This is a genomic window from Agaribacter flavus (assembly GCF_042646125.1).
Taxonomy (GTDB): Bacteria; Pseudomonadota; Gammaproteobacteria; order Enterobacterales; family Alteromonadaceae; genus Glaciecola; species Glaciecola flavus.
This window is the reverse complement of sequence record NZ_JBHRSW010000005.1, coordinates 345,604-366,981: the sequence shown is the minus strand read 5'-3', so window position 1 is coordinate 366,981 and position 21,378 is coordinate 345,604. Positions and strand designations below refer to the sequence as shown.

The following is a 21,378-nucleotide window of genomic DNA, read 5'->3' as shown; positions in this document are numbered from 1 at the left end:
TTTAGTTGTCGAAAATGTTGTCTAGATCGACTTTATCTAATAGCGCATGCTTGTCTATGCCGCTAAGCAACACAATATCCACATTGGGTAAAGGAGGGAGGTTCTCAATAATCTTTACTTTGCCACTTACGCTTATTTTCCCCATTGCGCCAACAGCTAAACCCGCTGCGACGAGTGCTCGCTGCGCCGATGAGGTGTCGCAACACGCAAGGAGGTGATATGGCACCTTTCTCTTGCTCAAGGTTTCAATTGCCGCTGCGTGGTATTTACAATCTTTTTGGAATAGCGCTAAGGGAATAGATGACGTATTGCGAATATCGTAGTCTGGACTGCTAATCCATACGCTTTGGTCGGCACACAACCAATACCCTTCTTCGCTGTTCGGTGCACGAGTAACAATTGCGGCATCGATCTTCCCTTCATCCAACCATTCGCGTAAGGTCACACTTGGGCGGCTAAAAACTTGAATAGAGCAAGTTGGTTCTGCGGCGTAGAGACGTTCAATGATTAAAGGTAGTAGATTGTCATTGTAATCTTCTGGGCAGCCCAATCGTAACGGCTGTTTATCTTGATAGCGTTTTATTTTGGTGACTGTATCACTGTGTAATGAAATAATCTTTTCAGCTTCAACTCGCAGCGAACTTCCAGCCTCGGTAAGAATAAGGTTACGCCCATGTTTTTCAAAGAGTTTGACGGATAACTCTTGTTCCAACTTTTTCATTTGTGCACTGAAGGCAGATTGTGTGCGGTTAATCTGTTTTGCCGCGCGAGTAAAACTGCCTGTTTCAGTGAAAGCAACAAAGCTACGAAGTGTGTCGATATCCATTATTCAGCCAATCCATCGAAAAAATTTATAGGTTATATAAAAACTATACGTTAGTGCTTTGTACTGCAATACCTTAACCTAGAAATACATTCATAGAATTGAGGGAACATGATGAAGCTATACATTGCAAACCAAAACTACTCCACGTGGTCACTGCGCGCTTGGGTGATATTTGAACGCTTTAATCTTAATGCTGAAGTGATGAAGCTGTCACTATTTACCCCAGAATTTTACCAGACCTTATCTGAGATTAACCCTGCCGCAAAAGTACCTGCGCTAGTCGACGGTGATATCAAGGTTTGGGACTCGCTGGCTATTTTAGAATATGTAAATGACAACTATCTCAATGGGGCGGCTTGGCCTACTGACAAAGCACAAAAAGCGAAAGCACGAGCTATTTCTTGTGAAATGCACTCTGGTTTCATGAATGTTCGCAATGAACTACCAATGAATTGTAGAGCACTTAGAAAAATCACTTTGAGCGAAGGTGCCGCGAAAGAGTGGGCGAGAATTGACGACATATGGTCGGAACAAATGGCAGCATTTCCAAATGGGTGGTTGTTTGGCGAATGGTCGATTGCTGATGCTATGTTCACACCTGTAGTCATGAGAGCAAAAACCTATAATCTGCCACTGTCTGACTTAGCAAATCAATATAAAGAGCGTGTGTTAGACAGCCAAGAAATATCGACATGGTTAGCACAGGCGGGTGAGGAAACAGATATAGTGAAAGAGGATGAAGCTGGAGAGCCAATTTAAGCGCACCTCTTTTTCTATTTATTATCGCAAAAAACGGATAACCCACTACAGAAAAAATGATAGCTAATACAGGTGCTGCAAACATTGAAAGAACTAGATTGTTTAAATTAGGAACCTCCGTACCTATACCCGTGCGTTTGTACGTTGCTAAGTTTTAAATTGTTCACGCCTTCAAATGTGTAGATTACCTGTTGCAATTCATTGTCGTTGTTTTTGAACTGAGCAAAAACTTTGCATGATGAATTATTGCAACTACCGTTGATGGTATTTTTGATAATCTCAATATCGCCAAATAGTTGAGATAGAACCAAGCCATTGTCTTTTTTAAATTGGGCAGCTTTTCGGGGGAGCCAATACGCCAAAGCTTGCTCAATGTTTCCATTGTTTAACTGCTCTTGATAAACCATAGCAAGTGTCTCAGGCGTTTTGCTTGCGCTAGCGATGCTTGAAAAGGTTAATATTAGATAGGTTAGTAAAGTCCGGTTTTTCATATAGTCCCTTTATATTTAATCGTAATTTATTGTCTGCATGACTATAGACAAGCTGCCTGTCTTGCGACCGCATAAAAAACTTAGCCTATCTTATTCTGGTTTTAGCTTACACAACAAATTTATCTAAAAGGCTGCGTCACTAACAGATCCTTGAAGGCGGCGGGCGCAATGGCGGGGCTAAATACATAGCCTTGAACGGTGTCACAATTAAATGCGCGATACAGTGCCAAGGTCTCCCTGTCTTCCACACCCTCTGCCACTACGTTTATGCCAAGGTCATGACATATTTCGATGAGCTTCCTAACTAAGGTTTGTTTTTTCTGAGAATGACTCAAATTGTCTGAGAAGCACTTGTCTAGCTTGAGCGTATCGATAGGCAAATCAACTAGGTAGTTGTAGGCGGTGCTGCCTGAACCAAAATCATCCATACTCAAACTGACACCAAGCGATTTTAGGCGTTTTAGCATCGGTATTACGTGATCAATATTTTCTGCAATACACGTTTCGGTTAGTTCTAGTTCTATTTTTTGCGGGTCAATGTCATATTGTTCAAAGGTGTTGGACAAATTAGAGATAAAGTGTTCATCATGCAATTGACGAGAAGACACATTCACCGAAATAGACTGCAGTGTGCTAGCAGCTTGTGTCATCATTTTGGTTAAAGAAATGCTGCGCTCCATTACCCAGTTTCCGAGTTTTGTAATTTGCCCATGCGCCTCTGCCAAACCAATAAACTCTTCTGGTGATAAATAGCCGAGATCTGAGTGCTCCCAACGTAACAATATTTCACCGCTTCGCATTTGGTTTGATTTCAGATCTACTTTGGGTTGAATGGCCAAGCTAAATTGACCATTACTCAGTTCATTTTCCATCGAAGTGCGAATAATGCGCTCCCTCGAATTTTTCTCACTTACTTCGTCGTTTACCGCGATAGTATGATTGATGGCATCGAGGGTTTTTAAGTTTTGCTTTAGTTCTTCAAACAAAAACTCAATATTACTAAAACACTTGTTAACGGTTTGGTAGGCAATACGCAGATCGAGTTTCATTAACGGCACCTGCTGCTCAGTATTTTTTAGAATCTGTTGTCGCACAGTGTCTAACAAATTCACAAATGTGCTTTGCTCATATTTCGAAAAACAAAGAATCGCCGTGCTCGGGGAGTGCCAATAAGAGATGGTATTTGATGGCAAACACCTGTGTGCACTGGTGAGTAGGATATTTTGTATGTGTTCACAGGTGTTTTGTCCTAAGGCCTCACAGATGTCGGTAGCGTTATTCAAATTCAGCAAACACATGACAATATCGTGTTTGCTTTTCAATAGTTGCAAGGTAGCACAATCAAACTCATGGAGTGCTTTGCAGGTAGATTGCTTGTTTAAGCGATGTTGCCAGCTACTGTGAGAGTTTTTTTGATGTTGATAAAAAGCTTGTCGCACACAGGCGAGTAGATCATCTTTGATCCATGGCTTTTTTATAAACTTTAGTACATGACAGGCGGACATAAGCTGAACCATTTGCTCATAATCTGCCTGTCCACTTAGCATGATCGGCACAATTTCGGGGTATGCTAGCAAGGCGCTTTTGATGAGTTCAGCGCCGTTCTTTTCTGGCATTTTAAAGTCCGTGATCATCACCTGAATAGCATTTGACGAGAGCACATCTAGTGCTTCGTTTGCTGATGCTGCGGTAAACAAGGTGTATGGCTGGTTCGCAAAAGTGCGCTTTAGTGCAGCCAAAATATGTTTTTCGTCATCAACTATGAGTAGATTTTGCATGGTGCCGACCTCGCTCTGCTGACAACTAAAACGCCCAGCGCGCTTCTATGCGGAATCTATTGCTCTGTATCGGCGCGCCAACAATACTTTTAAGCTTACTAACTCTTGTACCTAGCCAAAGCTTACTGTTTAGTTTGTATCGCCAGCGAATATCCCAGCCAGTGAAATTAGTGGTGAGTGCTGCTGCTCTTGCATTTTGCCCAAACTCTCGAATAACAGCGTAGCGTTCGACTCGGCTGTGACCCAGTTGAAGTAACCAATGCCCTTTTTGTTTTAGTCCACCATATCGCAACTCACTGCTAATGCTAAAGTCTTGTTTGTTATCGTTGTCCGGCGTATCAAAAGCCTTGCCGACATCAAAACCCAGTTGCCATTTATTGTATTTAATTTCTGTTGATAAGCGCAGGGACTGATGGTCGTATTGCGTGTCACGTTTAGCAAATATAGCGCCGTCTTCACCCTGATATATTGCCAGCCATGGTGCGAAAGTTAGAGTAAAACTATCAATTTTATGTTGGTGTTTATATTGCGCTAAGTACATTTTACCCACCGAGTTTTTCTGTCCATCTAAGGGCAACAGTACGGCGCCATTAATAGTCTGATGACTGCTAATCCCATAGCTCGTGCTTACGCCGTAGGGGTTGAGGTGGCGATCCCAGAACGTGTCGGTAACGTTATAGAGTTGCCAAGGGAGTTTTCCTATTCGCACCTTTACAGCACTCGTGGAATATTGGATGAAGGCTTGATCAATGTATATGTCATTATCAGGCTGTTTTTGCTCACTAAAACGATGGATGGTAACGGCTGGAACGTTTTGCTTGTTTTTCAAACCTGTACTGAGGCGAATTGTTGACTGCCAATTATCTGTCCATGTCGATTTAATCCCGCCTTGCGCGATCAAACGCACTCGTTCTCTGTTACCTAGGTTTGTTAAGTGTTTTTCATCTTCATATCGCAATAATGCGTGGCCGAATAAGGCATGTTGTATGTTTGCTTCAGATGCAGTAGCTGTATTGTGAGGTAAATAAGATGCGCCTAGCACACCTAGTATAAACGCTGTATTGACTAACTTTTTCATCAGATGCTTCTCCTACTTCATGAACACTGATTGTATGTATAATACACAATAAGTCACAAATGTCACTAAAAATATAAATGTCATAAAAATAACCAAAGTCGTTATTGTAATTAATGACCTTATAATGTAGTGTGATAAACAAGCGTAGTTGATTAAGGGAAAAAGAGGATATTGTGCAAGACAGAGAACTAGAGTCTTATACAACGGGTGAAATAGCTAAATTTTGTGGTGTTACCTTGCGAACGGTGATCCGCTGGATAGATGCTGGAAAACTGAAAGGTTATAAGTTACCCGGTCGCGGGAACAACAGGGTCTTGCGGGATGATCTTGTCGCGTTTTTGCATGCACACAAAATGCCCATTCCTAGCAGTCTTAAAAACAAAGAGGCGCCACTCGCACTGATTGTGGATGACGAATTATCAATGGCAAAAGCTATTCAACGTTTAGCGCGAAAAACGGGTTTACGAAGCTTAATCGCAGAAAACGGTTTTAAAGCTGGCACACTATTGAGTGAGTACAAACCCGACATCATGACCTTAGATTTAAGCATGCCTGGCGTTGATGGGTTTGAAGTTATTAAATACGTGCGTAATAAAGACATATTTGACTCTTTGACGATTGTTGTAGTGTCGGCACTACCCGAAGATAAATTGAAGGAAGCACTAGATTTAGGGGCAAACTTTGCGTTGCCTAAACCATTTGAACAGCACGCTTTGTTGGCGCTGTTTGAATCAATACTTGAGTAGTACTCCTACAGGAGGTGATCAAATGAAATCACGTAATGTTGTGTTGCTAGGCTTAATGTTTTTTACTTGCTTTAGTTCTGCAGAGACCCTGGTATTTGGGGTTGTCCCTCAACAGTCTGCAAAAAAACTGGCTGAGTCTTGGGCGCCAATGATGGCGCATTTAAGTGAAAAAACCGGTAAGCAAATCGTGTTTGCGACGGCAAAGGACATACCCACATTTGAATCACGCTTGGCAAAATCAGAGTACGATATTGCTTATATGAATCCTTATCATTTTGTTGTATTCAGTGAGCGCAGTGGATATAGAGCTCTAGCGCGACAAAAAAATAAGAGGATTCGAGGTATTATTGTCGTGCCCAAAGCTAGCAATATTCAATCATTGGCTGATTTGCAGGGCGCTACCTTAGCATTTCCTGCGCCGGCAGCCTTTGCGGCAACTATTATTCCGCAGTCTACATTAGCGGCGATGGGGATTGCTGTGAAAGCCCAATATGTTTCTTCCCATGATTCTGTCTACTTAAACGTATCGCGCAATATATTTCCGGCTGGCGGTGGTGTACTTAGAACCTTTAACGCCACGCGTGCAGACGCGAGAGAAAATTTACGCATACTCTGGAAAAGTCCAGGTTACACGCCACATGCCATCGCCACCGCCGCGACAGTTGATGAACAAACGCGAGCGGCTCTGCTATATGCTATGCTGAACCTTAACGACGACAGCAACAACCAAGCACTGTTAAAAGGCATTGCTTTCTCTGGTTTTGAAAAAGGGCAAGATAAAGATTGGGAAGACGTGAGAAAGCTAGGTATTGACCGCATCAAGGCCAAGTAATTATGTATATCTCATTGCGCAATAAGACTATTAGCGGTGTAGCATTTATTGAAGCTGCGTTGCTGGTGATATTGATTTTTACAGCGGTCAGCTTTTTAACTCGTATTGTTGACGAAATGCTGATTAATCGCGCAAAAACGACGGCTGAGCTGTTTGCTACAACCACTAAGGATGCAGTGCTGTCATATGACTTGGCGTCACTTGAAGTCTTTGCTGAGGAGTTGATGAATAACCCTGACTTGGCCTACGTGCGCGTCTTTGCTCAGAATGGGCAGGTGTTAACGCAACGAGGCGATACAGATGAGCTTGAACGAAAGTTTGCGCCCGACAGCTCACTGACTCAAGTTGAGGACGGCGTTTTTGATACTCAAGCAGACATTAAACAAGGCGATTACACCTACGGAAGAGTAGAGTTAGGGATAAGCATAAAAAACACACAGCAAGCCATTGCAAAAGTAAGAAACTGGTCGGTGTCCATCGCCCTAGTTGAGCTAGTACTAGTCGCTTTATTTTCTTTTATACTGGGGAACTATTTGACCCGTCAGCTTGCTCTTTTGCGGATAGGTGCGAGACGCGTGCGTGATGCGATTGGCACGGGTAACTTTAACGATGTAAAAGTCGAAGTAAAAGGCAATGATGAACTTTCTGAGTTGGCGGTGTCCTTTAACAAGCTCATTGATTCTCTCAAGCACGAACTTACTTTAAACAAGAAACAGCGGGAGGTGCTAGAAGAGCTAAACGAGAGCCTAGAAGAAAAAGTAGCACTCAGGACGAAAGCCTTATCCAAAAAGAACAAGGATTTGCTTAAAGCAAACAAAGAGATCAAAGAAACACAACAACAGTTATTGCAAGCAGAAAAAATGGCCTCAGTGGGGCAGCTGGCGGCGGGTATTGCGCACGAGATCAATAATCCTATTGGTTTTGTCAATAGTAACTTAAGTACTTTAAAGGACTATGTAAATACTTATCAACTAATTGTTCATGAGTTTGAACAGTTATCCTCATGTACACATGAACAGTTAGCAGAAAAGTTACCAGCACTTAAAGCATTGTTGGACAAAGAAAACCTAGAATTCATAAATGAAGATATAGGCGATCTCTTGAATGAGTCTAATGAGGGTTTGCAGCGCGTCACTGAAATAGTCAGTGGACTCAAGCTCTTTTCTCGTGCAGACAGTGACGAAAAACAACTATTTGACCTTAACGAATGTCTAAAAACGACATTAAACATGGTAAGGAACGAACTGAAATATGTCTGTGATATCGAAACTGATTTCGGCTCTTTGCCAAAAACAACGATCAACGTTGGCAAAATCAGCCAAGTCTTTACTAATATCTTTATCAATGCCGCACAAGCAATTAAGTCGACTGAAAAATTTGGGCGTGTGCGCATAAGTACTGAAGTGGATAGAGACGACATCCTTGTTAAGGTATCTGATTCTGGCCCAGGGATTTCTGAATCGGCAAAAGCAAAGCTGTTTAATCCCTTTTTTACGACCAAAAAAGAAGGTGAAGGCACTGGGCTTGGGCTTTCTATCAGTATTGGCATTGTGACTGAACACGGCGGAACAATCGATGTGCAAAGCAGCGAAGGCCAAGGGGCGACATTTATTGTTCGACTACCGATTAATACCGAAAATGAGCAGGTGGTACTATGACAGACAACACGCAAGAAATTAAACCAAAAGTACTGTTTGTTGACGACGAAATCAATGTCTTAAAGTCAATCAAGCGGGCTCTGTTCAAGCTAAACATCGATTTACTTTTTGTCGATTCTGCAGAAAAGGCATTGGCACTACTTGAAAAGCAGTCGGTAGATGTCGTGGTGTCTGATATGAAAATGCCTGGTATGAATGGGGCGCAGTTGTTAGCGAAAGTAGCTGAAATGCAGCCCGATACCTTTAGGGTAGTACTGACTGGCTATGCGGACATGGATCAATTGCAAGATGCCGTGAATCTTGGGAAAGCGCATCGGTTTTTAAACAAGCCTTGGGATAACGAAGACCTAGTGCAAGTGCTAGAAGACGGCGTTGAACGATGTAAATTAAAATCTGAAAACAAACGCCTTCAAACCTTAACGCTACATCAAAACAAGCAACTAAAGGAAATGAACGCTGAGTTGGACAAAAAAGTACAACTTAGAACTCGGCAAATTAAACAGGCATTGGCAAACCTTCAGCAACATAGCTCTGCCTTGGAGAAAGTGCTGTATAACCTTATTGTTATTAATCCAAATATTGACGGCGAATTTGCGCGTTTAGTGAGTGATAGTGCTAAAGCTGTCGCCAAAGCGATGGAGGTAGATGCGCAAGAAGCTAAGCAAATTGGTTTTGCTGCCCTAATAGGCGAAATTGGTATGCTGGGTTTACCTCCTGAGTTATACAGCAAAACATTTTCTAAGATGAACTTTGAAGAGAAAAAGTGCTACATGCAGCAAGTAGACTATGCCGCACAAATACTCTCACCCGTGACAAAACTCGAAGCATGCATCCAGTTAATATCAAAGCAGTTTGAACCGCTCAACGGCAACCTGGAACCTGTGCCTCTTGGCAGCAGAATAATTGCAGTATGCAGGGACTATTGGCGTTTCCGCCAAGGAAAAATGTTAGAGCAAAAACTCACTGATGAAGAGACTGTCGTAGAATTAAGAAAACATATTGGTACTAAATATGACGAAAATGTACTGAGTACGTTTGTTCATATTTCGGCTGAAATGACCCTCGAATTGGCTGCAGGACAAATGCGTTCTGAAAATCTAGAGCCCGGAATGGTACTCAAGCAAGACTTATTCAATAACCAGCATATTTTACTGTTGTCAGAAGGGCATGTATTTACTGAACAAAGTATTGCTAAATTAAAACAGTTTGAAAAAAGTGCGAGTAAACCCTTCACATTTAACGTGGATGTGCCTGATCCCGAAGAAGACTGACCATAGAGCCTGCTGAACTTGCGCGGCAAAGTTCAGCTGCCCCCAACAATAAAGATCCAATTGATTACCTACCGTTTCTTTTGAAAGCGCTGCTGTAACACTAGTAAACACATAATCATCAATCAAATTACACATAATTATTTACAAATAAACGTTAAATTAATGTTTAAAAATGATTGATAGCGTTCCTTTATTGTGCAAATATGGAAACCTGATGTTTATTAAATGTTAATTTTTGTCAGTGATTTACTTACTGTACGAGTAGAGTTTGTTTGAATTTGTTTTGTAGTTGTACAAAAAACAATGCTGAGCAGTCTCTGAATAACTTTGCACATTCATATTAAAATTGGACAACACAATGAAGAAACCTAAGATTGATTTTCGCCAGAACATGATTTCTGGCGCGGTCGCATTAGCGTTGGTAGGAATAGCATCATCTCCGAGTACGGTCTTCGCTCAGGAAGACAGCGCTGATGACCTTGAAATAATCTCTGTATCTGGCATTAGAGGATCGTTACTGAGTTCCGCCAACATAAAAAGAGAGTCAAGTGGTGTCGTTGACGCCATTACGGCTGAAGACATTGGTAAGTTTCCTGATACGAACCTAGCCGAATCATTACAGCGGATTACCGGCGTTTCTATTGACCGCTCAAACAATGAAGGTAATCAAGTTTCGGTACGTGGTTTTGGTCCAACCTTTAATATGGTTACCCTAAATGGTCGGGCAATGCCTACATCATCGACTTTATCTACTGATGTAGGGATTAACCGCGCCTTTAACTTTCAACATATCGCTGCTGAAGTGGTGTCTGGCGTGCAAGTTTTTAAAACCGGCAAAGCGGATATGACCAGCGGTGGGATTGGCGCAACGGTTAATTTAAGCACAGCCAAGCCATTCCAGTTGGGTGAGCAAAAGATTACCTTAGGCTTAAAAGGCATAGCAGACACAACAAATGTAACTGGAAATGACATCACGCCAGAGGTCTCTGGATTATATAGTAATGTTTTTGCAGACGGTAAATTCGGCATATTGCTCGCTTACGCAAATTCACTGCGTGATAGCCGTAAAGAAGCCGTAATCAATGACGGCTGGTTGCGTGACAATGGTAGTGTGTATACCGGAATAGACAGTTCAAACTTGTCTAACCCCAATAATCCCGGTGGTTTTTACTGGGTGCCGCGAAACTTTGCGGTTGAATATGGTGATCATGAGCGCGAAAGAGAAAACTTCCAAGTGGTGGGGCAGTTTGCGCCTAACGAAGATATCACGGTTACATTAGATTACACAGGCTCGCGTTTTGACGAGGAAATAGACCGTATTCAAACCGGCTTTTGGTTTGATTCTGACGTGAACACAGTCGGCACGGTTGATGCCAACGGCACCGTTATTAACCCTCGTCATACGAACCATCGCTTGAACTTTGGTGCAATTAGGCAGCTTGTAGAAACAGAAAACGACTCCTATGGTTTAAATGTTGATTGGACAGTGTCAGACACCCTCACATTGGCGTTTGATATCCATGATTCAACTTCTCAGACGCAACCAGGCGGTCAAATCAGTGAGTTTACTACCGTTATCAGTACTCCACCTGATCAACGTTATGTTGACATCGGTTTAGACTTTACGGATAACGACGTACCGTCGGTGTTTGCCGAAGTAACCCGCACATTTGATGAAAATGCGCCTGCACCTTTGCCAGCCAACTACGACCCATATGCATTAGAAAGTATTGATGGCGATGTTGTGGTGATTCGAGGGCATGATATTGAAAACAACATCAAAGAATGGTCTTTCAGCGGTGATTGGTTAAATGATAGCGACAGCGCCTTATCGAACATTAGGTTTGGTGTAGGTAATACGGATTATCAGTTTGACATTACTAGACGGTTTGGATTTAGTGTCATATATAATGTCTTAGATATACCTAACCTTGGTTTATCATTCACTCCGTCAACGATTGGTGGCAATTTCAGCGGTGGGGATATGCTTTTCCCTGTGCAATTCAATGCTGATCCTGGTGTGGTCAATCAAGCCGTTGTAGATGGAAATCTCATCACCGAAAACCCAGTTAGCCTTGATTCGGTTCAAGAAGAAACATTTCATGCCTACATTGCAATGGATTTTGAAACAGAGTTTAACGACATTCCCATTAACATAAATGTGGGTGTGCGTTATGAGGATACTGACGTAACTGCTTCTTCAAATACTACGTTGCCGACAAACTTGTTATTTGTCAGTGACGAAGAGATCAGGACAGTATTTCAGGGCAGCGGCGGTGCGGTAACGGATACCCTAGAGGGTGGCTATACAGAATTTTTACCTAATCTTGATTTGAGTCTTGAGTTAAAAGAAGATCTGTTTGCGCGTTTTTCTTACAGTCGTACACTTACTCGCAGTGATGTGACGGCTATTGCGCCGTCAACCGCTATCACAAACTTACGCCCAGGCGGGCCATTTAATGCGACACAAGGTGATCCTAATCTTCTGCCGTATTCGTCAAATAATATTGATTTATCGCTAGAGTGGTATTACGAAGATGGCAGCTATTTATCAGCGGGCTATTTTAAGAAGTATGTATCTAACTTTATCGGTATTACCAATGAGTCTCGGACAATTAATGGTGCTGATGGCTTACCGCTCAGAGATCCCTCGTTCAACCCGCGTCCAGGTTGTCCAGATTCTAACCAAACCAACCCTAATCCAGCATGTTTAGGTAATCCGGGCGATCCAGAAGTGATCTTTAATGTGGAAGTGCCTAAAAACTTGGAAGATGCAACGGTAGATGGTGTCGAATTAGCGATTCAGCACATGTTTGGCGAGTCAGGTTTTGGTACGCAAATCAACTATACGGCAGTTAATGGTAGCGTAGAATATGATGTTAACTCTTTTGACCAAACTGTAGCGTTGACAGGCTTAAGTGACTCTGCAAACTTAGTGGGTTTTTATGACAAAGATGGCATTCAAGTGAGAGTGGCATACAACTGGCGTGACGACTTCTTGTTGAACACTAACCAGTTCCACAGCCCAAATGAACCCCAATTTACAGAAGCATACGGACAATTGGATTTTAGTGTGAGCTATGATCTGACCGACGCCATCACCTTAACTTTCGAAGGCTTAAATGTAACCGAAGAGACGACGCGTCGACACGGCCGATTTAAGAATCAGTTTTTGGCAGCAGAGAATTTCGGCAGCCGATTTGCATTTGGCGTAAGAGCTACCTTCTAGTAACAGTCCCAGTGATAAACATCTCACTCACTTTGTTGGGTGGGGTGTTTTTTTATTAAACATTCCGTCACAATCAGTTCTTATACTTCGCAATCTATACTCTATTCTGTATGCAGGTGAAAACGCGTTGCGGTGGCCTCTAGATGCATTTTGTAAAGCCCATATCTTCCTAACTTTGGATATGCTAAAGCTTGAGTTGTCTTTAAGTCTTACATCGGAGAGCCAAAAGCCCTCAGCACTAGAGTAAACGTAGTGTAAAGATTGTGTAATGCTGCTTGTCGTCAGGGTTAGCGTTTTCTATATTGTTTAAATACTAATCAAAGCCGATGCCTCATGCCCACGAATTATGCTCATATTGCTTTACAACGCTTTGCCTACGGCGCGGGACAGGCGGCTGCGCCTATACTCAGTAACTCAAAAACGAGATCTCAAGCGCAAGCTTGGTTGCTTTCGCAGCTTTCTAGCTATGCAATTAATACAAAGAGTGAATGGAGTAGTGAGCAGGCTATTCAGGCTTTTTACAAATATCGGCAAAGACTGCGCGAGGCAAAAAATGATAAACAAGCACTAAAAAGCACTAAAACCTTTAGGCGCGAGTGTTTAAACCAAGCCGTACAACTCGGTGAAGGCATTGTTCATTCTGCTATTGAGACTTCTCAGCCCTTGCAAGCGAGATTAACAGATTTTTTTGCTAATCATTTTAGTGTGAGTAGGGGGAACTTATTGATGAGTATGCTCGCACCAACCTTGGATACAGAGGCAATCGCGCCAAACGTCAACCAACATTTTTCCAGCATGTTGCGAAGTGTGATTCAGCATCCAGCGATGATTATTTATCTGAACAACGAGTTTTCGGTAGGGCCAAACAGCCGTTTTGTGAGGCTGGCGAAGAAGAATAATAAATTACGCGGTTTAAACGAAAACTTGGCGCGAGAAATTCTTGAGCTACATACACTTGGCGTAAACGGTGGTTATCAACAGCAAGATGTTATCGAATTAGCGAAAGCCTTAACAGGCTGGACCATCGGCAGGGGGCGCAAAGGTGAGCCAACTGGTTTTGAATACCGAAAAGCCGCACATGAACCGGGAAAGCGCAAGATACTCGGCGTTGAATATTCACAAGGTGATACAAATAGTCCTGAGCAAGGCGAAGGCATTTTAGATGCGCTAGCAAAGCATCCATCGACTATTCGTCATGTATGTACCAAGTTGGCGAGGCACTTCATATCAGATAACCCCAGTTCTGGACTAATAAATGCGCTGACAAAAGCTTGGCGTGCGTCTAGTGGGCATATTCCCAGTGTGGTAAAAGCGCTGATTGAACATCCTGATAGTTGGCGTAAGGAACAGCATAAATTTAAAACACCAAGAGAAATGCTGATCAGTACCTATTGTTGTTTTGGTGTTCTACCGCCATCCCCCAGTATTTTTAAAAGTTTAGATTTATTGGGGCAGGGGATCAACAATGCGAGATCACCTGCCGGTTACCCTGATACAGCAGAAAAATGGTCGGGAAGCAGTGCGCTAATGACGAGAATAGAATGGGCAAATCATGTTGCAAAGCAGGTTAAAAGCGAGAAAAAGAAACATATTCTCAAGGAGCTGGAAGTGCTTCTAGGTTCGAATGCATCTGCGCACACCTTGTCACATATTCGGCGGGCGGAGAGTGTTCAGCAAGCTTATGTGTTATTCATAATGAGTCCTGAGTTTCAAAGGAGGTAAGCATGCGACGACGTGATTTTATAAAATCAAGCGCGGCTTCACTTGTATTACTATCTTCCATGCCCGCGAGCGGTTTTTGGTTATCTGATAAAAAACGGCTTAGCAAAACACAAAACAAAGTGATTTGGGTCTTTCTGAGGGGGGCTATGGATGGGTTGTCTGCATTAGCACCCACAGCAGATCCCGATTTTAAGAAATACCGAGAGGCCTACTATCAGGGGGATAAAACGCCGTTATTACCTTTGAGCAGTGGGTTTGCCTTAGATCCCAATCTGAGCTTTTTTCATCAATCATTCTTAGCTAAAGAACTTTCTGCGGTCGTTGCGGTAGCGAGTGCTTACCGTAAACGTTCGCATTTTGATGCCCAAGATCAAATGGAATCAGGCTTGGATGATACAAACCATGAAAGTGGTTGGTTAGCCCGAGCCTTGAGTGTATCAGAAGGACAAGCGCTAGCAATTGCGCATACGACTCCCATTGCTCTTAAAGGCGGCCAAGTACCCCACACTTGGTATCCGTCTAGCTTGGATAAGGTTGACGATGATTTACTCAAGCGTTTAAAAGATATGTATCAAAATGACAGTTTGCTATTGCCCAACATTACCGCTGCGATAAGCCAATCAAGCAATGAAAGCATGATGAGTAAATCGAAAAAGCGTGCAAATTTTACCACTCTGGCATCGGAGTGTGGACGGCTGCTGTCTAGTGACCAAAACCTGCGTTGCGCAATGTTAGAAATGGGCGGGTGGGACACGCACAACAACCAAAAAAATCGTTTGTCTCGTCAATTTACACAATTAAATGATGGCATGGAAAACTTGAAAGATTCGCTGGGTTCAGATTGGGAAAACACCCTTGTATTCATCAGCACTGAATTTGGCAGAACCGTTGCCATGAATGGCACGAAAGGCACTGATCACGGCAGTGCCTCAACAATGTTTGTACTTGGCGGCGCCTTAAAGCACAAAAATCAATTATTGTCGGGCGGACAAGTTTACGGGCAATGGCTGGGTCTTGCGCAGCTGCTCCAAGGTAGAGATCTCATGCCTAGTTCAGATATACGGTATTGGTTGTCTAGAGGTTTACAAATGCACTGGGGCTTGAAGCAAGCGCAAATCAATCAAGTATTTCCGGATTTACCGCCTCTTGCTTAAACGCACAGCATAATGATGGTATGCAATTTTACAAATAATATTTTAGCATGCCGAACTCAATATACAGATAGTGACAAGCTCAAATTTCTGGGTTGAGCTTGTCACAAATTTGCGCTACCACTGTTTTAATATTTGTCGACTCAAACACCTTCTGGTAATAGAGTTTCTTTTGTAACCAACTGAATACTTTCTAGTGTGGAACGCAAGGTTGGATCTAAGTTTTCAGTCGCTAAAGCCGCCTTACGGTTTCGCTCAAAAATTTTGGTGTGGCTTTCTATTCTTTTCCCCATTTTTTGCCACGCTTTAGCCCTAGCATCATAGGGCCATGCTTCTAGCTCTATTCGATGGGTATCAAGTTGACCGACAAGAAAAGCTAGGGCTTGGTGCCAATTCATACCACCCGCTATATTTGCATTAGGATCAGAACCTATCGCAGCAAGGGCAGTGTACACTGGAGCAGCATCCTTCAGCCATTGGTAATATTTGTTGAACGCCTCTTCATCGTATTCATCAATTTCAAAGTTGTAAGAGTCCCGTGAACGCACACTATTACTCGTTACTCTAGTTTGGCTTCTCGTTTCAATTACGACGTCTGCCGGTTGACTTGGGGCTTCCACTATACTGGCACCTTGTGTAGCTTGCACCTGACCATCTATTTCTAAACCACCGCCAGTGCCTAAACCTCCTTGTACTCTTTGAGGTTTATAATTTCGCAAGGCTTTAACCATCTGGTTGTAAGAATCAGCAAAAGATGCAACGATGACTTTACCTTCTGGTGTCTTAGAGAAGGTTTGAGCGCCGCCGCCAAATCCTCCACCAAATAGTCCACCAAGAAAACCAAAATCATAATTTGATGCGCTGCCTACAGCTGCGGAAACTTGAATGCCAGATCGATTGTCCAACAGTAGCAAAGTAGTTGAGGCTTCATTTTTACCTAAGCTACCACCGATAAGAGTACCTAGCCCCCCTAATAGTGCTCCAGCGGCAGCTTTCACACCGCCAGTCTCATCGGCAAACTGTATTTCTGGACTGATTGTAAAGTCCGCTGTTACCATTTGCCCACCGCCAATGTTGCTTCCTGTCCTTAATTGCCCGGACTGAGCAAGTTGACGCTCTCTATTCATTGCTGCCATCGCAGCACCACGTTCAACGATCACGAAACAATTAGATTGCTGTATCATTGTTCTTATTACTGGAGTAGTACTCCCTAACTTAGGATACCGAGAATAATATCCTCGCCACCAAACAGATTGCTGATCTTCAAAAATTGAAGCAGTTCCTATTGGCGTATCACATTTTTCCAACTGGGTGTTGTTGTTAGCACTACTTCCTCCCGCAGCCCCCCCCGTCACTGTGTTGCCGCTGCCGCCGCCTAAAGTCGGGCTAGTGGACATACAACCGCCTAGAGATATAATCGAAGCCAGAGCAGAAGCGACCAAAATTTTATTTAATGAGCACATATTAAGTTCCTATCCATGAAAGTAACCGAATTGTAAGTTATAGAAGTGAGGCTACATAACGATGCTTAACTAAATTACAACTTGCAATATTTACAATCAAAGGATAAACCAAAAGAAGAATTATGAACAGTAAAAGGTGTATGTATTTTGCACAAGCATTGCTGCTGCACACGATTCGTAACAGCACAAGGAAGATTCATAATTACAAATAGTTAAGATAAGTTGTGAAGAAACTTCAAACTCCATAACAACACTCCAAGGACAACCTAGTGGTAAGGATTTATACTCACTAGTAAGCTTGTCCTTAATCAAAAAAGAAGCAAGACCTAGTCACGTGAATTCGCATTTACTAGGCTAGCTTTCGATTAAATACCTTGAACATATAATGATAGCTCGAAGGTATCCTCAGATTTTGGAGATAACTCGTAAAATAGCTGCCATGTGCCATCAGGCGTGTTTTTTACCCACTGTTCGGCTTCGTTTTTAGTCCAACTTTTTGCTTGTTCCAGCTGTTCTTTGAAGATGTCGTTTAGTTGCTTCGCATTTTGTGCACCAGATACAGTAAATACGCTCTTCCAACGTAATTCATCACCTACCCCAAGTGTTTTTTGGAAGTTCAATCCTTCAAAAAGCGCCTTGTTCCAATTAGGGTAGTGTTTGTCGGCTAGTTTACCTCTAACAAAGCCTTGATCTAGGTTCCAGTCGTATTCTAAATGCAGGGCAATTGCTTTTGCTTTCTCTATACCTTTTAGCTTTGAAACTAAATAGAGTGAACTATCTATCCCAGATGCTAGTCCTGCTGAAGTGATAATTTTACCATTATCGACATATCGCTGGTCGCGGATTAACTCGATTTCAGGATATGCTCGTTCAAATGATTCAAAGGCGCGGTGAAAAGTCGTTGCTTGGTTGCCATCGAGTAGACCTGTCTGCGCTAGTAGAAATGCGCCATTGCAGATGCTCAAAATACCAACCGCATTTGCTTCATTTTGATTAATCCAATTTGTGATTGCTTTATCTTCCATTGCCTGGCCGATATTTCCACCAGGGATAATGATGATGTCAGCCGCTGGCATTGATGAGAATGAATACTTCGGATTAACAGATAAGCCCATCGCGCTTGATACTGCCTTACCAGTAGGGGAAACTGTGAACACCTCAAATCGTGCGGCATTGAAGACTTCAAACGGTGCAGCAAAATCAATAGTTTGAACGCCTTCAAACATTAAAATAGCGACTTTTTTCGCATTTTTTTCTGGATGAGCCCAAGTGTTAGGGGCAGTGATGAATGCGAGTACCAAGAAAACTTGGTACACTGTAAGTTTCAGCTTAAATTTCATTGTATCTTTCCTTTGAAGTTATGCTCAGCGAATAGCAAGAACTATGGTTAAGAGAAACGTTGCCTGTACTCTGTAGGTGACGCTTCGAAATGATGTTTAAAACGCCGCCTAAAGACATCGCTATTCTCTATTCCAACTGTTCTAGCAATAACATCGATGTTATGACTTGTTGTAGTTAGCAGTACACGTGCTTTATCAAGGCGAATGGATTCTAAGTATTGCATAGGTGTTTGATTAGTATACTGTTTGAATAAGCGACTAAAATGACGTTGGCTCGTACTGGTTCGACTGGCGAGTTGATCTAGCGTAATGGCGCTTTGCGCATTTTGATTCATCCATTCAAGCAGTTCAGCAAAATGATGGTCAGAGGTATATTGATGTTTTAGCGGCTCACTAAATTGCGCTTGATTACCCGGGCGTTTCAGATAAACAACGAACTCTCGCGCAAGTTTTAGAGTGATATCGCTTCCGAGGTCTTCTTCGATGAGAAAAAGACACAAATCGATACCTGCGGTAAGACCTCCCGATGAATGTATGTGACCGTCTTTTACATGTAGAGCAGTACCATCAACTTTTATGTCGGGATTTTGTTTCTGCAATAGCTCAGCATAGCGCCAATGAGTTGCGAGTGTCTTCCCTTTGAGCTGGTCTACAATAGCCAAAATAAAAGCGCCTGTGCAGATAGATACAAGGCGTTGTGCCGATGTGAATTGTGTTGATAGCCAATTTTTTAATTCTTTGTCTTGATTAGCAATTCGGCTGCCTTCGCCGCCAGGAATGATCAACGTGTGAAGCGCTGGGCAATCAGCTAAGACGAAACTTGCCCTCATTTGAATGCCCGCAGCACATGTTATTGTTTTATTCCCCGCAGAAATCGTGACGAGTTTGTATGGCGTACTCAGTCCTCGTTCTTTACAAATACTATTGGCTTCCGTGAAGGTATCAGTTGCCGATACAAAATCCAATGCTTGCATGCCATCGTACATAAGGATGCCTATATTTTTGGGCACTCGCTTATCAATAGAATCATTTTTTCTGGCTGACATTTAAGCCACCACCCCAATACATTTTTAGAAATCAAGTAAATGGTAACGCGTTTTAGATGATGACAATAGGACAACAAACCGACTAATTATGCCAAAGAAATAATTGGTAATAGTGGCTAAGGTTCAAATATATGAACGTATCTAGCCATTCTGGCGAACATTTATACCTACATAAGATTTTAATTTCGGCGCTCAGCGCAGTTTGGTTTTTGGGTTCGGTATGCTACCGCCGTAAAGCACCATTTTCTGGTTCATTTGATAATTTGTATGACGGGAACAAGTAGTGCTATTTAAAGTCATATGCAACATTAAAAACCAAGCACCGTACTGTGAAAAAACGACATTCCACAGAACGCTTGCTATTTGCAGTGTGAGGAAATATAGTGAAAAAAAAGAATAAATTTTATATGTGACCTTGGGACAGAAAACTTATCCACGGGTAGGCTTGCGATAAATTGTTATGTCTCTAGTATTTGGGTTTCAACTATTATGAAAAAACTAAATAGAACCGATCAGGGCTTTCATGCAGGATTAATGGTTTGCATCGCTCTTCTTTTAAACGATTTTGTTTTGTTCGGCAATTTGAATCTAAATGTAGCGTCTACATTTTAGCTATTTTCAGTTGGGCTCGTATGTTTTATTGAACTAATGAAACCTGAATCATCTGATTCTTCAGAGAAACTCTGAGAGTTCAATATCAAAAGTCTTAGCTGGCTGTGCGCTTTGAAGCTACCTATTCGAGGATGCTTTTTATATGGACGTTTTTTTCAACGAGACATAACAAAGTGTTAAACAGAGATTATCAGCTCTTCACATGCCGCTTGCAATCGCAACCGTCACTCTATAAGCTAATAACTCGTTATCGATGCGTTATGCCATGAAGCAATGAAAGTAGAAGACATTGATCATCTAAATATTTCCGGGCCAGAAAATCTCATTGAGGATATACGGGAATTTTACGAAGAGATTTTGGGCCTTAAAGTAGGAAACCGACCCAGTTTCAGTCGCGCGGGGTACTGGCTTTATGCTTCAGATAAAGCAATCATTCACTTAACTGTGACTGAAGTTAATGGATCTGGCTCAAATACATATTTAGATCATTTCGCATTCCGAGTAACAGGGCTTCCGTCGGCCAAAAAATGGTTAGATTCAAAAGGTATTGAGTACAAGCAATCGATAGTCTCTGAAATGGATCAAGTGCAGCTTTTCCTTTCAGAGCCCGCTGGCAATGGGGTAGAGCTTAATTTCGTAGGAGAGCACGCGGCATAACAAACAGCGGCAGAGAGGCAGCCAACGCTGGGCGGTATGTGGTTCTAGGATAAAGACACTTTGATTTATGTTTTGCTTGTATTTACTTCACTTTCTGTCCTCTGTGCAATCGCATCGTGGAATTGCCCATTAACTTAAAGTTGAGACTGTAGAAAAACCTAAACAAGCTCAAAAAAACATCACTTTTCACTTCCCCCCGATCACACTTTGTGATCAAATAGGTATTACGCAACAGGCTTAGGAGGCCTTGGTTATGCCACGATTTATGCCCCTCAATTATCAGCAACATTCGATGGTGGTGATCAACTATCTCGACCAACTACAAGCCGGTACATTTGAATACGCGATTCATTATTTGATTGAAGAGAAGTTGGATTTGTCGGTGTTCTACCCCAAGTATAAAAATGATGCCACGGGGCGTTTAGCGTATGACCCCGCAGCGCTATTAAAGATTGTATTGTTTGCCTATTCCAAAGGGATAACGTCTAGTCGAGAAATCCAGTGGTGCTGTGAAACAAACATCATTTTCAAAGCCTTGTCGTGTGATAGCGTGCCACACTTTACGACGAAAGCGGCGTTTATCAGCGTGCATAAAGACGAGATTGTATCGGTGTTTGAGCCACTGTTTGGAAACATAGGCGCCAATAAACGACTTAATCGAATTAGCTTACGCGGCAAAGACAAGGGTGCAAGGACAGTGGCACTTGTTCTGTTTGATA

General features: G+C 42.4%; 16 protein-coding genes and 1 pseudogene. 10 read left to right on the top strand and 7 right to left on the bottom strand.

Going from position 1 to position 21,378, the window contains the following annotated elements; all coding sequences use genetic code 11:
* Position 1: 1 nt before the first annotated feature.
* Positions 2–826: a LysR family transcriptional regulator gene (locus ACFOHL_RS03735; RefSeq protein WP_376918850.1), complete on the bottom strand. Its 825-nt coding sequence runs from the start codon at positions 824–826 to the stop codon at positions 2–4.
* A gap of 111 nt (positions 827–937) precedes the next feature.
* Between ACFOHL_RS03735 and ACFOHL_RS03730 the strand changes: the two genes are divergently transcribed.
* Entirely contained in the window at positions 938–1,585 is a 648-nt protein-coding gene (locus ACFOHL_RS03730) for a glutathione S-transferase family protein (protein WP_376918849.1), read from the top strand.
* Positions 1,586–1,692: 107 nt separating this feature from the next.
* Here the strand turns inward: ACFOHL_RS03730 and ACFOHL_RS03725 are convergent, their stop codons facing one another.
* The 3 genes from ACFOHL_RS03725 to ACFOHL_RS03715 all read right to left on the bottom strand — a co-directional run bounded on the left by ACFOHL_RS03725 (position 1,693) and on the right by ACFOHL_RS03715 (position 4,932).
* Positions 1,693–2,076 carry a hypothetical protein gene (locus tag ACFOHL_RS03725; RefSeq protein ID WP_376918848.1) on the bottom strand — a complete coding sequence of 128 codons (384 nt, stop codon included), beginning with the start codon at positions 2,074–2,076 and terminating at the stop codon, positions 1,693–1,695.
* Between the two features lie 119 nt (positions 2,077–2,195).
* Complete coding sequence (locus tag ACFOHL_RS03720; protein ID WP_376918847.1) at positions 2,196–3,854, bottom strand: two-component system response regulator; 1,659 nt, start codon at positions 3,852–3,854, stop codon at positions 2,196–2,198.
* A gap of 25 nt (positions 3,855–3,879) precedes the next feature.
* The gene (locus ACFOHL_RS03715) at positions 3,880–4,932 is read right to left on the bottom strand and encodes a putative porin (RefSeq protein ID WP_376918846.1); all 1,053 of its coding nucleotides are present in this window, start codon (positions 4,930–4,932) and stop codon (positions 3,880–3,882) included.
* 173 nt (positions 4,933–5,105) lie between these two features.
* On the opposite strand from ACFOHL_RS03715, the gene ACFOHL_RS03710 reads away from it, so the two are divergent.
* From ACFOHL_RS03710 to ACFOHL_RS03680, 7 genes are all read left to right on the top strand, one after another.
* Entirely contained in the window at positions 5,106–5,678 is a 573-nt protein-coding gene (locus ACFOHL_RS03710) for a response regulator (RefSeq protein WP_376918845.1), read from the top strand.
* 22 nt (positions 5,679–5,700) lie between these two features.
* Positions 5,701–6,510 (top strand): phosphate/phosphite/phosphonate ABC transporter substrate-binding protein, encoded by an 810-nt coding sequence (locus ACFOHL_RS03705; RefSeq protein ID WP_376918844.1) that lies wholly within the window; start codon positions 5,701–5,703, stop codon positions 6,508–6,510.
* 2 nt (positions 6,511–6,512) lie between these two features.
* Positions 6,513–8,168: an ATP-binding protein gene (locus ACFOHL_RS03700; protein WP_376918843.1), complete on the top strand. Its 1,656-nt coding sequence runs from the start codon at positions 6,513–6,515 to the stop codon at positions 8,166–8,168.
* A complete protein-coding gene (locus ACFOHL_RS03695) occupies positions 8,165–9,439 on the top strand; it encodes a response regulator (RefSeq protein ID WP_376918842.1) in 1,275 nt (424 codons plus the stop codon). The genes ACFOHL_RS03700 and ACFOHL_RS03695 overlap by 4 nt, the downstream gene beginning before the upstream one ends.
* Positions 9,440–9,797: 358 nt before the next feature.
* Positions 9,798–12,668 (top strand): TonB-dependent receptor, encoded by a 2,871-nt coding sequence (locus tag ACFOHL_RS03690; protein ID WP_376918841.1) that lies wholly within the window; start codon positions 9,798–9,800, stop codon positions 12,666–12,668.
* Positions 12,669–13,001: 333 nt separating this feature from the next.
* On the top strand, positions 13,002–14,390 hold the full coding sequence (locus ACFOHL_RS03685) for a DUF1800 domain-containing protein (protein ID WP_376918840.1): 1,389 nt from the start codon (positions 13,002–13,004) through the stop codon (positions 14,388–14,390).
* Between the two features lie 2 nt (positions 14,391–14,392).
* Positions 14,393–15,544 carry a DUF1501 domain-containing protein gene (locus tag ACFOHL_RS03680; protein ID WP_376918839.1) on the top strand — a complete coding sequence of 384 codons (1,152 nt, stop codon included), beginning with the start codon at positions 14,393–14,395 and terminating at the stop codon, positions 15,542–15,544.
* 140 nt (positions 15,545–15,684) lie between these two features.
* Here ACFOHL_RS03680 and ACFOHL_RS03675 read toward each other — a convergent pair whose 3' ends face one another.
* The 3 genes from ACFOHL_RS03675 to ACFOHL_RS03665 all read right to left on the bottom strand — a co-directional run bounded on the left by ACFOHL_RS03675 (position 15,685) and on the right by ACFOHL_RS03665 (position 19,390).
* Positions 15,685–17,004: a hypothetical protein gene (locus ACFOHL_RS03675; protein WP_376918838.1), complete on the bottom strand. Its 1,320-nt coding sequence runs from the start codon at positions 17,002–17,004 to the stop codon at positions 15,685–15,687.
* A 365-nt stretch (positions 17,005–17,369) separates the two neighbouring features.
* Positions 17,370–18,344 (bottom strand): DJ-1/PfpI family protein, encoded by a 975-nt coding sequence (locus tag ACFOHL_RS03670; protein WP_376918837.1) that lies wholly within the window; start codon positions 18,342–18,344, stop codon positions 17,370–17,372.
* A gap of 47 nt (positions 18,345–18,391) precedes the next feature.
* Positions 18,392–19,390 (bottom strand): GlxA family transcriptional regulator, encoded by a 999-nt coding sequence (locus tag ACFOHL_RS03665; RefSeq protein WP_376918836.1) that lies wholly within the window; start codon positions 19,388–19,390, stop codon positions 18,392–18,394.
* 885 nt (positions 19,391–20,275) lie between these two features.
* Here ACFOHL_RS03665 and ACFOHL_RS03660 point away from each other — a divergent pair.
* Entirely contained in the window at positions 20,276–20,659 is a 384-nt protein-coding gene (locus ACFOHL_RS03660) for a hypothetical protein (protein WP_376918835.1), read from the top strand.
* 253 nt (positions 20,660–20,912) lie between these two features.
* Positions 20,913–21,278, top strand: a pseudogene (locus ACFOHL_RS03655) (transposase); the annotation flags it as partial.
* Positions 21,279–21,378 lie beyond the last annotated feature (100 nt).

What these genes read in the sequence shown, in the direction of transcription:
- ACFOHL_RS03700 (WP_376918843.1), top strand. Translation starts at nt 6,513, where the DNA reads ATGTATATCTCATTGCGCAATAAGACTATTAGCGGTGTAGCATTTATT.
- ACFOHL_RS03730 (WP_376918849.1), top strand. Translation starts at nt 938, where the DNA reads ATGAAGCTATACATTGCAAACCAAAACTACTCCACGTGGTCACTGCGC.
- ACFOHL_RS03715 (WP_376918846.1), bottom strand. Translation starts at nt 4,932, where the DNA reads ATGAAAAAGTTAGTCAATACAGCGTTTATACTAGGTGTGCTAGGCGCA.
- ACFOHL_RS03665 (WP_376918836.1), bottom strand. Translation starts at nt 19,390, where the DNA reads ATGTCAGCCAGAAAAAATGATTCTATTGATAAGCGAGTGCCCAAAAAT.
- ACFOHL_RS03690 (WP_376918841.1), top strand. Translation starts at nt 9,798, where the DNA reads ATGAAGAAACCTAAGATTGATTTTCGCCAGAACATGATTTCTGGCGCG.
- ACFOHL_RS03670 (WP_376918837.1), bottom strand. Translation starts at nt 18,344, where the DNA reads ATGAAATTTAAGCTGAAACTTACAGTGTACCAAGTTTTCTTGGTACTC.
- ACFOHL_RS03725 (WP_376918848.1), bottom strand. Translation starts at nt 2,076, where the DNA reads ATGAAAAACCGGACTTTACTAACCTATCTAATATTAACCTTTTCAAGC.
- ACFOHL_RS03675 (WP_376918838.1), bottom strand. Translation starts at nt 17,004, where the DNA reads ATGTGCTCATTAAATAAAATTTTGGTCGCTTCTGCTCTGGCTTCGATT.
- ACFOHL_RS03695 (WP_376918842.1), top strand. Translation starts at nt 8,165, where the DNA reads ATGACAGACAACACGCAAGAAATTAAACCAAAAGTACTGTTTGTTGAC.
- ACFOHL_RS03735 (WP_376918850.1), bottom strand. Translation starts at nt 826, where the DNA reads ATGGATATCGACACACTTCGTAGCTTTGTTGCTTTCACTGAAACAGGC.
- ACFOHL_RS03680 (WP_376918839.1), top strand. Translation starts at nt 14,393, where the DNA reads ATGCGACGACGTGATTTTATAAAATCAAGCGCGGCTTCACTTGTATTA.
- ACFOHL_RS03720 (WP_376918847.1), bottom strand. Translation starts at nt 3,854, where the DNA reads ATGCAAAATCTACTCATAGTTGATGACGAAAAACATATTTTGGCTGCA.
- ACFOHL_RS03685 (WP_376918840.1), top strand. Translation starts at nt 13,002, where the DNA reads ATGCCCACGAATTATGCTCATATTGCTTTACAACGCTTTGCCTACGGC.
- ACFOHL_RS03660 (WP_376918835.1), top strand. Translation starts at nt 20,276, where the DNA reads ATGAAAGTAGAAGACATTGATCATCTAAATATTTCCGGGCCAGAAAAT.
- ACFOHL_RS03705 (WP_376918844.1), top strand. Translation starts at nt 5,701, where the DNA reads ATGAAATCACGTAATGTTGTGTTGCTAGGCTTAATGTTTTTTACTTGC.